General features: G+C 61.1%; 14 protein-coding genes and 1 other RNA gene. 4 read left to right on the forward strand and 11 right to left on the reverse strand.

The features are described 5' to 3' along the window. Nucleotides 1-3: 3 nt before the first annotated feature. A complete protein-coding gene (locus tag B8784_RS09430) occupies nucleotides 4-300 on the reverse strand; it encodes an aspartate decarboxylase (RefSeq protein ID WP_084397700.1) in 297 nt (98 codons plus the stop codon). An 81-nt stretch (nucleotides 301-381) separates the two neighbouring features. After that, nucleotides 382-2,022, reverse strand: a complete 1,641-nt coding sequence (locus B8784_RS09435) for a SulP family inorganic anion transporter (RefSeq protein WP_084397701.1) — start codon at nucleotides 2,020-2,022, stop codon at nucleotides 382-384. Nucleotides 2,023-2,172: 150 nt separating this feature from the next. On the opposite strand from B8784_RS09435, the gene B8784_RS09440 reads away from it, so the two are divergent. Continuing rightward, a complete protein-coding gene (locus tag B8784_RS09440; RefSeq protein ID WP_084397702.1) occupies nucleotides 2,173-2,535 on the forward strand; it encodes a DUF4180 domain-containing protein in 363 nt (120 codons plus the stop codon). Nucleotides 2,536-2,542: 7 nt separating this feature from the next. Here B8784_RS09440 and fumC read toward each other — a convergent pair whose 3' ends face one another. Together fumC and B8784_RS09450 are read right to left on the reverse strand one after the other, a co-directional pair. After that, nucleotides 2,543-3,952 carry a class II fumarate hydratase gene (gene fumC / locus B8784_RS09445; RefSeq protein WP_084397703.1) on the reverse strand — a complete coding sequence of 470 codons (1,410 nt, stop codon included), beginning with the start codon at nucleotides 3,950-3,952 and terminating at the stop codon, nucleotides 2,543-2,545. 108 nt (nucleotides 3,953-4,060) lie between these two features. Continuing rightward, entirely contained in the window at nucleotides 4,061-4,492 is a 432-nt protein-coding gene (locus B8784_RS09450) for a hypothetical protein (protein ID WP_084397704.1), read from the reverse strand. A gap of 138 nt (nucleotides 4,493-4,630) precedes the next feature. Between B8784_RS09450 and hemH the strand changes: the two genes are divergently transcribed. The 3 genes from hemH (at nucleotide 4,631) to B8784_RS09465 (ending at nucleotide 6,529) form a co-directional block, all read left to right on the forward strand. Beyond that, nucleotides 4,631-5,686, forward strand: coding sequence for a ferrochelatase (hemH, locus tag B8784_RS09455; protein WP_084397705.1), 1,056 nt, complete (start codon nucleotides 4,631-4,633; stop codon nucleotides 5,684-5,686). Between the two features lies 1 nt (nucleotide 5,687). Next, the gene (locus tag B8784_RS09460; RefSeq protein ID WP_084397706.1) at nucleotides 5,688-6,044 is read left to right on the forward strand and encodes a RusA family crossover junction endodeoxyribonuclease; all 357 of its coding nucleotides are present in this window, start codon (nucleotides 5,688-5,690) and stop codon (nucleotides 6,042-6,044) included. Between the two features lie 83 nt (nucleotides 6,045-6,127). Beyond that, complete coding sequence (locus tag B8784_RS09465) at nucleotides 6,128-6,529, forward strand: MAPEG family protein (RefSeq protein ID WP_084397707.1); 402 nt, start codon at nucleotides 6,128-6,130, stop codon at nucleotides 6,527-6,529. Nucleotides 6,530-6,535: 6 nt separating this feature from the next. Here the strand turns inward: B8784_RS09465 and B8784_RS09470 are convergent, their stop codons facing one another. The 7 genes from B8784_RS09470 to B8784_RS09500 all read right to left on the reverse strand — a co-directional run bounded on the left by B8784_RS09470 (nucleotide 6,536) and on the right by B8784_RS09500 (nucleotide 11,974). After that, nucleotides 6,536-7,012, reverse strand: a complete 477-nt coding sequence (locus B8784_RS09470) for an SET domain-containing protein (RefSeq protein ID WP_084397708.1) — start codon at nucleotides 7,010-7,012, stop codon at nucleotides 6,536-6,538. A 165-nt stretch (nucleotides 7,013-7,177) separates the two neighbouring features. Then, nucleotides 7,178-7,636 (reverse strand): PaaI family thioesterase, encoded by a 459-nt coding sequence (locus B8784_RS09475; protein WP_084397709.1) that lies wholly within the window; start codon nucleotides 7,634-7,636, stop codon nucleotides 7,178-7,180. 2 nt (nucleotides 7,637-7,638) lie between these two features. Further along, nucleotides 7,639-8,136 carry an SspB family protein gene (locus B8784_RS09480; RefSeq protein ID WP_084397758.1) on the reverse strand — a complete coding sequence of 166 codons (498 nt, stop codon included), beginning with the start codon at nucleotides 8,134-8,136 and terminating at the stop codon, nucleotides 7,639-7,641. A 181-nt stretch (nucleotides 8,137-8,317) separates the two neighbouring features. After that, nucleotides 8,318-8,509, reverse strand: a complete 192-nt coding sequence (locus B8784_RS09485) for a hypothetical protein (RefSeq protein ID WP_084397710.1) — start codon at nucleotides 8,507-8,509, stop codon at nucleotides 8,318-8,320. Nucleotides 8,510-8,610: 101 nt separating this feature from the next. Continuing rightward, nucleotides 8,611-8,969: a transfer-messenger RNA gene (ssrA, locus tag B8784_RS09490) on the reverse strand. Between the two features lies 1 nt (nucleotide 8,970). Then, the gene (locus B8784_RS09495) at nucleotides 8,971-10,314 is read right to left on the reverse strand and encodes a pilus assembly protein (protein WP_084397711.1); all 1,344 of its coding nucleotides are present in this window, start codon (nucleotides 10,312-10,314) and stop codon (nucleotides 8,971-8,973) included. Between the two features lie 145 nt (nucleotides 10,315-10,459). Further along, nucleotides 10,460-11,974 (reverse strand): TadE/TadG family type IV pilus assembly protein, encoded by a 1,515-nt coding sequence (locus tag B8784_RS09500; RefSeq protein ID WP_084397712.1) that lies wholly within the window; start codon nucleotides 11,972-11,974, stop codon nucleotides 10,460-10,462. Nucleotides 11,975-12,037: the final 63 nt, after the last annotated feature.

Below are 12,037 nucleotides of genomic sequence, written 5' to 3' on the forward strand. Positions count from 1 at the left end.
CCCTTACTCCTGATGATTTGCGCGCCATTGTTCCATGGCGAGCGAGATCGCGAAGGTTTCGCGGTATTTCGGGCTGGAGGCTGGCCGCGGGGCCCGCGCAGATGTCAGCGCCATGATCTCGGCGAGCTTGTTGTGAGCCGCCCCCGACTGGCCGGCACCGATATAGGCATGCAGCTCGACCAGAGCCGAGGAGAGCGGGTCATGCGCCCGGATGACGAAATAGGGTTCGTCGTCACCCAGCTTGGAAATGACGTCGAATTCGGACGGATTGGACTTCGAGCCGATGGGCGCGTTGGACATGGAGCTGGCCTTTCGAATCAGTGGCGTTTCTGACCGTCAGCCTAGGCAAAGGCGGGCTTTGCGTCACCTGCGGGAGACCACTTAGTGGCCGGCGCCGAACACACCCGTGCGCACCGAATAATCCACCGCGAGCGCGTAGTCTGGATCATCGTCGGAATCGACCATCAGCTGGCCGGCCCGGTTCAGCAGCTTGTGGCAGTCACGCGAGAGGTGGCGCAGCCTGAGCGTCTTGCCAAGGGCCTCGTACTTGGCCGCGAGATCCTCGATGGCCTGCAGGGCCGACTGATCGACCACGCGTGAGCGCATGAAGTCGACAATGACGATGTCAGGATCGGTTTCCGGGTGGAAGAGTTCTGCGAACCCATCCGTCGAGCCGAAGAAGAGCGGGCCCTCGATCTCATAGACATGCGCGCCCGGTGTGCGCACCGAGTCGCGCTCGATGATGCGGATACGCTTGGCATTGTTCCAGGCATAGGCGAGCGCCGAGACGATCACGCCGACGACAACCGCCGTCGCGAGATCATAGGCAACGGTGACACCGGTCACGAGCACGATGACGAGCGCATCGGTGAGCGGAATACGCGTCATGATGCGCAGGCTGTTCCAGGCAAAGGTGCCGATCACCACCATGAACATGACACCGACCAGGGCGGCGAGCGGGATCTGCTCGATCAGGCTGGAGCCGATCAGGATGAAGGCGAGCAGGAAGAGGGCGGCCGACAGGCCCGAGAGCCGCGTGCGCCCTCCCGATTTCACATTGATCATGGACTGGCCAATCATGGCGCAGCCGCCCATGCCGCCGAAGAAGCCGGTGACGACATTCGCCGCGCCTTGGGCGATGCATTCCTGGCTCGCGCCGCCGCGCCTGTTCGTCATTTCGCCGACCAGGTTCAGTGTCAGCAGACTCTCGATCAGGCCGATGGCCGCAAGGATCAGGGCATAGGGGAAGATGATTTCCAGCGTCTCGATATTGAGCGGCACCATCGGCACATGGAAGCTAGGCAGGCCGCCTTCGATCGAGGCGAGATCGCCGACGCGCGGCACGTCGAGGCCGAGCGTGATCACGATGATGGCAACGATGGCGATGCCTGCGAGCGGGGCCGGGACGGCCCGGGTGAGTTTCGGCATCGCCCAGATGATCGCCATGGTCAGCGCGACGAGGCCGAGCATCATGTAAAGCGGCAGGCCACTCATCCATTCACCGCCCGCCATACCATGGCCGGAGGCTTCGGCCGTGCCGGGCACCTGGAACTGGGTCAACTGGGCGAGAAAGATGACGATGGCGAGCCCGTTGACGAAGCCGAGCATGACCGGGTGGGGTACCAGCCGGATGAACTTGCCCAAGCGGAAGACCCCCGCGCCAAGCTGCAGGATGCCCATGAGAACGACGGTTGCGAACAGGTATTCCACGCCGTGCTGGGCCACCAGCGCCACCATGACCACCGCCAAGGCGCCCGTCGCGCCCGAGATCATGCCCGGCCGCCCGCCAAAGGCTGCGGTGATCAGGCCGACAATGAAGGCGGCGTAGAGCCCGACCAGCGGATGAACACCGGCCACAAAAGCGAAGGCAACAGCTTCCGGGACAAGCGCGAGCGCAACGGTCAGCCCCGCCAGAAGCTCGGTCTTGATCCGGCTTGGCGTGAACTTGGCGAGGTTGGATTGCGAAAAATTTTGCGCGCCAAGGCGGTCAGCGAAAGCTGAGAAGGTGGATTTGCTTGTCACGGGAAAGGCTCAGTCTTGTTGGCTGTTAGTCTTCGCAAGCCCCTATGACGGCCTTCATGGTGCGGCGCAACATGAAGAGTGAAGAAATATGTGTGACGGGCGCTAGCCGGCCAGATTGACGTCTGGGAGACCACGCCGGATAAATCCGGTATGAAAACGGAGTTGCTCTCAGGCATCCCTGTCGCATTTGCGGATCAGGATGGCCCGGCCCTCAAACAGGAGGCCGACGCCATGACGCTGATGGGCGACATGTACGCAACTGGAGCAGACTGGATCGCTATTCCGGTGGAGCGGCTGCACCCTGAGATGGTGGACCTGCGGACGCGCCAGTTCGGTCTCTTCCTCCAGAAATTCATGAACTATCACGTCAGGGTCGCCATCCTCGGCGACATCGAGGCGCTGGCTGCATCCAGCAAGCCAATGGCCGACTTCATTCGCGAGTCCAATCGCGGCAAGCACGTCCTGTTCATCTCCGACCAGGACGCGCTCGCTGCGAAGCTTTCCGCCGGCTAGGCCGCCATCAGCCCGGCGAGATCATTTTCTCCGGGCGTACGATGGCGTCGAAATCCTCGGCCGGGATGCCGTCCTTCACGGCTTCCTCGCGCAGCGTGGTGCCGTTCTGATGGGCTGTCTTGGCGATCTTGGCCGCGCGGTCGTAGCCGTACTTTTCCTTCAGCGGCGTGACCAGCATCAGTGAGTTCTTCAGGCCGCGCTCGATGTTCTCGAGGCGCGGCTCGATGCCGACGACGCAATTGTCGGTGAAGCTGACGGCGGCGTCGGCCAGAAGGCGCGTCGACTGCAGGAAGTTGTAGGCCATCATCGGGTTGTAGACATTCAGCTCGAAATGACCCTGGCTGCCGGCGAAACCGATAGCGGCATTGTTGCCGTGAATGTGTGCGCAGACCTGGGTCAGGGCTTCGCACTGGGTCGGGTTGACCTTGCCCGGCATGATGGAGCTGCCCGGCTCATTCTCCGGCAGGGCCAACTCGCCAAGGCCCGACCGCGGACCGGAGCCGAGGAAGCGGATATCGTTGGCGATCTTGAAGCAGGCCATGGCGACGGTGTTGATCGCGCCATGTGTCATGACCATTGCGTCGTGGGCGGCCAGCGCCTCGAATTTGTTTGGCGCCGTCTTGAAGTCGAGGCCGGTTATGTCGGCAATCTTCTTGGCGACCATTTCGTCGAAGCCGGCCGGGGAGGCGAGGCCCGTGCCGACGGCGGTGCCGCCCTGGGCAAGCTCCATCAGCTTGGGCAGCGTCATCTCGATGCGCTCGATGCCGTTGGCGAGCTGCTGGGCATAGCCGGAGAATTCCTGGCCGAGCGTGACGGGCGTGGCGTCCTGGGTGTGGGTGCGCCCGATCTTGATGATGTCAGCCCAGCTTTCCGCCTTGGCGTGGAGGGCTTCCTGCAGCTTCTTCAGCGCCGGGACGAGCCGGTCGGTGACCTCTTCCGCGCAGGCGATGTGCATCGCGGTCGGGAAGGTGTCGTTTGAGCTTTGGCTCATATTGCAGTGGTCGTTCGGGTGAACCGGGGTCTTCGTGCCCATTTCGCCGCCGAGCAGTTCGATGGCGCGGTTCGCGATCACTTCGTTGGCGTTCATGTTGGACTGCGTGCCCGAGCCGGTCTGCCAGACCACAAGCGGGAAATGCTCATCCAGCTTGCCGGTAATCACCTCGTCGGCAGCCTGGATGATGGCATTGCCGAGTTTCTCGTCCAGCTTGCCCAGTTCCATATTCGTCTGGGCGGCGGCCTTCTTGACGATGCCGAGGGCACGCACGATCGGTGCGGGCTGCTTTTCCCAGCCGATCTTGAAGTTGCCGAGACTGCGTTGCGCCTGCGCACCCCAATACTTTTCACCGGCGACTTCGATCTCGCCCATCGTATCGGTTTCAGTGCGCGGCTTCGGCTCCTTGTCGCCAAAAATGCCCATCGGGTGGCTCCTTCGTGTTCGGCAAATCCTGAGTGTCCCGCGCGCTTTAGCATGCAGGCCAGCGCGCGCAAATGCGCCAGACCGCGCATGTCGCAGGCGTGTAGACGATTATTCGCTTTCGTCGCTGGGCTCGACCATGAGTGCGATCCTGGCGCGCCCGGTCATCTCGTCGGACGGCGGGGCGGAAACGTCCATGGAAAAGCGGTCTGCCGACAGGCCGTACTCGGTCGTGATGGCGTCCTGAATGGTGGCGGTGCGCATATAGGCGATCTGGTCGCCCGGCACGGCGGAATAGGCGGTGATGTCCACCTCCGCGCCTTCGCAGAGCGTGTTTAGCTTCTCCACCGTCTCGAAGAGAATGCTCCTGGCCGCGTCGGTCAGGTCGGCGGCATCGGGATGAAAGCCGATATCGGTCTCCGCGCAGGTCTCCAGGTCGGAGCCGGCGTATTCAAAGCGGATCGGATCGGAGTCCTCGCTATTGCAAGCGACAAGCATGGACAGCATTCCCAGGGCCAGGATCGCCCCGTTACGTGCCTTCATATACGACCCCCGAATTTGCATTCCTCTCCTTTTCGCAACAAGACGAGGGGAAAGGCAAGCTGCGGCAGCACGTCGGCCTTGCCTCTGCGCCGACAGGTCTATGTATAGGCGCGGATGATCAGATACGAAGGCGCTGGAATGGCCGAACCATTGAAGACAGGACAGGCAGACGTGCCACAGCATGCCCCGGCGGGCCATCCGGCCGTGGCGCGCGGAAAGGTGGGCGTCCTGCTCGTCAATCTCGGCACCCCGGACGGCACCGATTACTGGTCGATGCGGCGCTATCTCTCCGAATTCCTGTCCGACCGGCGGGTAATCGAGCTGAACCCGCTCCTCTGGCAGCCGATCCTGCAGGGCCCGATCCTGACCTTCCGACCCTCCAAGTCGGGGGCGGCCTACAAGAAGGTCTGGATGGAAGAGGGCTCTCCGCTTCTTGTCTACACCAGGCGCCAGGCGGAAAAACTCGCCGCACGCATCGGCAGCGATGAGCTCCTGGTCGATTTCGCCATGACATATGGCAACCCCTCCATCGCCTCGAAGATCGAGCGGCTGAAGGATGAGGGTTGCGACCGCATCGCGATTGTCGCGCTCTATCCGCAATATTCGGCCACGACGACAGCCAGCGTGCATGACCGCGCTTTTGCCGCGCTCTCGAAACTCCGCTGGCAGCCGGCAGTGCGCACCACCCCGCCTTTTTTCGATAAACCGGCCTATGTCGAGGCGCTGGCAGCCTCCATCAGCGAGCACCTGGCCGGTCTCGATTTTACGCCCGACAGAGTGCTGATGAGCTATCATGGCATTCCGAAAGCCTATTTCGACAAGGGCGACCCGTATCACTGCCACTGCCAGAAGACGACGCGGCTGGTCGCGGAAAAACTCGGCTGGTCGGACGGTTACGCGATGACCACTTTCCAGAGCCGGTTTGGCCCGCAGGAATGGCTGCAGCCCTATACCGACAAGACGCTGGAGGCGCTGCCGGGCGAAGGCGTGAAGAAGCTGGCCGTCGTCTCCCCGGCCTTCATCTCCGACTGTCTCGAGACGCTGGAGGAGCTCGCCATCCTGGGCCGCGAACAGTTCACCGAGGCCGGTGGCACGCATTATTCCGTCGTGCCGTGTCTCAATGACAGCGAACGTGCGGTCGACGTCATCGAGACGGTGGTGAAACGCGAACTTGCCGGCTGGGTGGCCGATTAGCGTGGATGGCTGGACGAAGAACGGCAAGGTTCGCGCGCGGATTACCGATGATGGCGCGCTGGAAGTGCGCTGCTTCGGGCTGACGACGCAGGCGAAGTATTACAAGCCGCTTCTGAGAGAGTTCTTCCGCAAGGATTTCACACGCCTGCGCCCCGGCCATGGCGATTATGCCGTCCATATCGTGATGGAATATACCGGCGATCCGCCCTGGATGGATCTCGACAATCTCGCCAAGGCCCTGCTCGACAGTGTGGTCGGCAATGTCTTCGTGGATGACCACCAGGTCGCCCGGCTTCTGGTCGAGCGTCGGGTGGGCGAGCGCGAGGGCATTTATATGCGCGTCGAAGCCATGGATTGAATTTTAACGGATTTTCTGAACCTGCTGGCAAGCTTCCCCGAAGGAGAGTATTTTCCTGCCCATAGCACGGGAGGGCTATTGCCATGATGTCTCAGGAACTTCTCTATCTTTTCGGGTCCGTCGTGATCCTGCTGGTGCTGATCGCCGTTCAGGCGTCCAGCACCATTCTCGTCAACGGTCTGAAATGGGGTTTCAGCGCCCGCGATGTGCCGGCCAGGGAAGATGCGTTCAGCGGGCGGGCCAAACGCGCGCTGAACAACCATATCGAGGGCCTTCTCCTGTTCGGCTTCTCGATCCTGATGATCGAGGTATCGGACCTGAATTCCAGCCTGACAACGATGGGCGGGGCGCTCTATTTCTGGGCACGTCTGGCCTATGCCCCGGTCTACCTTATCGGGATACCGGTGCTGCGCACCCTGATCTGGGCGGTCAGCCTGATCGGGATCCTGATCGAGCTCTACGTCATCGCCGTCACAGGCTTCTAGGCCCCGTCAGGACAGATGAGGCGGGATACGGCCCTTGCCGGCGGCGCCATTGGTGTGCACCGGCGTGATGGCGTCGCTCACCAGCTGGCGCCCGAGCGGGCTGATCGAAGCCATCATGATGTGGGCCGTGGTGTCGAACTCGCGATAGTCGCAGGTCAGCTCCTCGCCCGCCGGGATGTCTCTCAGCGCATAACCCGCATCGATCGAGGAGAAGTCCGTATTCGGGGTTTCGCTATGGTTCATGTAGCGGCCTTCATCGCCGTCCAGAATGCATACGCTTCGGTCATAGGGCGGAATGTAGGTGTAGCGCTTCAGAAAGTCCGAGAGCCGCTCGTCGGCATCGGAGAAGCTGTCGAGCGAGACCATCCGGTCGATGCGGGGATCGAAGCGCCAGATCAGCTGGCCGCGTCTGACAGGTTCACGGGAAAAAACGCCAAGACCCTCAATATCCGAGGCGGCGAGGTAGCAGGGCACCAGCATCATGGCCGGAAGGGCTCCTGAACAATCCGGGTCGCCGCCCGGAAGACGAATCAGGGTTTTGCCCGCGCTGGCGTCGCGCAATTACGCTAGATGCCCGCAATCGGGGATTATTCAAGTTAAATAATTGCAGAGCTTTTGATCGCGGTTAAACCGGGTCAGGCTGACGGTTCAGAACCGCTTGAACGGTTTCGGGGCGGCGGTCGCCGTGGCCGTGGCGACCACCTTGCCGTCGGGGGCGAGGCAGCGGGCTTCGGAGAAGCACACCGTCTTGCCGAATTTCAGAATTTTCGCTTCCACCTTGGCCGGACCCACGAAGAGCGGGGCGAGGTAGGAGACCTTCATCTCGAGCGTCGGGGCCGTCATCGTCACATTGGAGGCGATGATGATGTTGGTCGAGATGGCTTCATCCAGCATGGCGGCGATAAACCCGCCCTGTATGGCGCCTGTCGGGTTGGCAAAGCTCTCATCGGCGGTGAAATCCACGACGATGCGTTGCTCGTCCTGATGGACCTCGGCGAGCTGCATGCCGAGCGTGTCGGAGCAGGCAGGGCGCTTCTTCGAGTTGCGGAAGCGCGCCAGCATGTCGGCATCGCTCAGGCGTGGCTTGTCTTCGCTGGAATCCGCCAAGGCTATTTCCGGCGGAAGGCGTCGATATTCACGACCGTGCCGGGCGTATCGTCGCCGGAAGCGCGCTTCTGTTCTTCAGGCTGTGGGTCCGTCGCGGGTGCGGTCGCGCCGGTCGGGCCGACAATGTCCTGGCCGGCCGCTTTTTCCGGGCGCTCGAAGGAAAGGCCGAAATTCACCGACGGATCGACGAAGCGCGTCATTGCCGCGAACGGGATCGAGAGGTGCTGCGGCACGCCGTTGAATTTGAGAATCACTTCGAAATGGCCGTCGAAGACTTCGAGGTCCCAGAACTGATGCTGGATGACGATGGTCATCTCGTCTGGAAAGCGTTCGACAAGGTGCTCGGCCATCTTAACGCCGGGCGCGCGCGTCCGGAACGTAATGTAGAAGTGGTGCTCGCCCGGCGCCGTTTCCTGGCGGGCGGTTTCCCGCAGGGCTTCGCGCACCACGCCTCGCATGGCTGCCTGTGTTAGTGCTTCATAACCAATATAGTCAGTCATCCGGCCCATCCATTTCCCGGCCACCTTTCTAAAGCGCCAGTCGCAGGGTTCAACTCGCTTCATTCAGAAAGCGAAGGGATTTTAACACGTTCGCTCGCTGACGTTTATACCGCACCGCCATACAAATTTACGGCCATGCGATCTGTAGGCCCTGCTACAGCATGGTGCGTGCCAGACGGCCTCAGGGGTGTTCCGAGGCTTCGGTTTCGTCCTTGCGCCGGGTCGAGGTAACGCCGGTAATGATGCCGATTCCGGTCAGCACGACCGCGCCGATCGCAACCCATTGGCCCGGGACACCGAGCGTCAGTGCGCCCCAGACGAGGCCGCCGATGAGGATGACGAAACCGATAGCGTACAGCGTGAATGATGACATGATGATCTCCAGACTTTGCCTGTGAGAACGCCCATGCGGCGGTTTGCGTTCCGGCCAGGCACAAGAGCTGCGGGCTTTATACAGGGTATGAGGAAAGATAAGGTGGAGGCTTCTGTTGCCAGGCGCCTCCGGGCCCCGCCTGAGGAACTGAAGCCCCAGGAGTTAGGACGGTAAACCTACCGACCGCTTACGCGGCCATCAGTTCACCTTCAGCAAAGTTGTCATTGGCAACTATGTTGAAATGAGCTTCTAACGGAGCTCGGCCGGGCGAAAGCATCGTCTTTACACGTCCGTCGATCCTGTTTCGGCCCCATACCGTCCGCCCAATGACCGGGGAATGATTGGTGGAGCCGCCGGGTATCGCACCCGGGTCCGAACCGCTTATTACACGTGCGTTTATCGCCATAGTTCCCGAAGGAACACTGTCTATATAGAGGCTCGCCTGCCGCCTTGAAAGGGGGTCAGTGTGTGATCCTGAGATCGGAAATCGAGGCGGCGATGGCACGATAGGCGTCTGTCAGCTCCTCGCCATCCTGCGGGCGGAAGAAGTTCTCGTCGCCGCTGGCGCAGTATTTCAGGACCTGTTCACCCGCATAGGGCGCCTGGAAGGCGACGGAGTAGATAATGACATCTTCCTCCTTGATATTGTCGCAGAGGGCTTCGGCCTGGTTGCTGGAACTGTCACTGCCCCACCCCTCGCCCTTGGTGTTGAAGGCCCCGTCGGTCATCAGGATGATCGCCTTGGCAGTGTCGGGCTCGTCATAGGGGTGTGGTGTCGAGTCTGACGGCCAGATTCCGGCCCAGTTCGGCGAGATCGTATACCAGCCCCAGGCCACGCCGAGATGGCCTGCCGTGTTCCCGCCTGCCTCCAGGGCATCGATATAATCGTGCAGGGGTTGCTCGTTGCTGGTCAGGGTGAGCGGGGCGGCGTCGCTGCAGCGATAACGATTATAATAGTCATAATACCGGTTATAGCTGATCGGCTCCATATAGTTGCCAGGCCCGGGCGCGGTATCGGTATACTCCTCGCTGCCGGTACGTTCGTAGACACAGGTCGAATAATAATCCCGTGTTCTGTATTCGTCCCGGTAGTTGTCCCAATAGGTGTCGGTCATGTCTGGCGTTTCGCCTGTCACGGCCTGGAAATAGCTGCCGGCATTGAAGGAGCCGTTATAGGCCACCATGGACAGACGGATATCGTCTTCCTGGCCGGGTGGCGGGTTTTCCGGGATAAGCGTGTTGACTGCGTCATGCGCGGCGATCTTCAGGTCGTGGATGCGCGAGCCATCCATGGACCCGGAGACGTCGAAGACAAAAGCGACATCGACCTTGCCAACGCCATACGTCGTCGCCGTCGAGATGCCGAAGCTCATCTCGTCGATCCCGCCGACAGCAGACAGGGTCGTCGCCATGGAGCATTTGGTGGAGGCCTCGACGTCGATTTCGTCGATCGTCACGACAGGCAGCTCGCAGTTGAGTCCGCCCTCCGTGGAGCTGAGCGCTGACATATAATATCGCTGCACGATCCCGGCGACGGCTTCCTTGCTGGCGCCTTCACGATAGGCGCGAGTCCCGGCGATGACCGCGGAATCGAGGGTGTATTGCGCCTTGGCCTTGCGCGAGGTCAGCAGCTGGAAGTCGATAGCGAAGCCCGCCATCAGCGCAATCGGCAGGATTGAGAGCGCCAGAAGGACGGCAACCTGGCCCTGGTTGAGCCCCATCAGGTCGCGCACAAGGCCCTTGGCGCCCGGCAGGCGCCAGCGTGGACGGCTTAACAGCATTGTGGACGGACGTGTCTGCCCCATTGCCCCTTCCTCACTGCCAACAGACGGGCCCAATCATGGGCGCTCCGGGTTTCGGGAGCGTTCAACGGCGCCGGCGAATTAAAGAAAGCCGGTCAGGGCGTGATTAACCCTGACCGGCCGCTTTCACTTGATCGCCAGAAAGCGTCTAGTGCGAGATGCGCAGATCCGAAATGGACGTTGCAATGGCATTGTAGCTTTCCACGAGCTCCTGGCCGTTTTCGGCATTGAAGTAGAACTCCGGACCGGAAGCACAGTAACTCAGGATGTCCTTGCCCGCCTGTGGGGCCTGGAACGCCACTGTATAGATGATGACATCGTCATTTTTGATCGAGTCACACAGCATGCGGGATTGCTGGGTCGAAGTGCCTTGGCTGCGATGAAATTCGTTCAGGAATTCACCATCCGTCATGATGATCATTGCCTTGACAACGTCCGGATCGTTCGGGTCGAGGGGGGCGGAATTGCCGGTAAAGATGCTGCTCCATTCATGAGAGATCAGGTACCAGCCCCAGGCGATACCCTGGTGGCCGGCCGTGCCGCCGCCCGCCCGCAGGCCATCGATATAGTGGTTGATCTGCGTCTTGTTGTGGCTAAGCGCGAAGGGACCGGAATCCGGGCATTCGTCCACGCCGACACGGCTCCAGATGCCGTCTTTTTCTTCCTCATTATCGTTCCAGACGAGGTGACTGGCCGTGAGATAGGCGTCTCCGTTCTCAGTGTCGCCCTCTTCACGCGCATTGTAGGTACCGGATTCGACGTCACGAAGGAGGTCCCACTGCTTCAGAAGCTTGGGGGTCCGGTTCGTGTAGGCATGTTCGCCATCGCGTTCATAGACGCATGTGTCGGCAATCGTCTCTTCAACCTCGTCGGTTTTTTCGATGACCCAGCGATCTTGCCATTCATAGCCGCCATAGCACCAGCTTCCCCAGCTTGCGCGGCAAACTCTTACCGGCTTTTTCACCGCGCGCGGATTATTGCGGTTGGCGTCTTCGTCGTAATTGTCCACGCCCTGATATGTGCGCCGTTCCCGCAGGCCGGTCACATCCTCGAAGTACTCGCCCGCATTGACCATGCTGTTATAGGCGATCATCGCGATACGCACGTCGCCGTCACTGGCCGAGCCGGGCTTTGGCAGCAGCGTGTCAGCCGCTTCCTTGGCGGCATTCTTCAGCTCATAGATCCGGCCATAGCTGTTCATCGAGCCCGAGACGTCGAAGACAAAGGAGACGTCGACGCGGCCCGTGCCGTAGGTGGCAGTGCTTCTGGTCGTCAGCTTGACCTGGTCACGCCCGATAATGCGGGTCAGCGTGGTCGGCTGGTAGCAGTCGGCCGTGCCTTCGAGTTCTTCCGGCCCGGTGAAGCGGATCGTCAGCGCATCGCATTCGAACCCGCCCGGCTCGTTGGCCATCATGGCTTCGAAATATTTCCGCGCATGGGCACGCACGGCGCTCTGGTCGTTTGTGCTCTGCATCATCCGCGCGCCGGCGAGGGTCGCCGAGTCGATGGCATGCTGGATCTTGCCCTTCTTTGAAAAGGCAAGCTGCGTGTCGATGGCAAAGCCGGCGACAATGACAATCGGGATCAGGCAAAGCGCGAAAATCATGGCCACATTGCCGTGGGCATCGCGACGGAATTTCGATAGGGTCCAGGCGGATTTCATGGCGCTAGGCTCCAGACATGGTTTCTCAATCTGGGACACCCTTAACGCAATCGCGTTTAGGTC

It is taken from the genome of Henriciella aquimarina, from assembly GCF_002088975.1.
Taxonomy (GTDB): Bacteria; Pseudomonadota; Alphaproteobacteria; order Caulobacterales; family Hyphomonadaceae; genus Henriciella; species Henriciella aquimarina.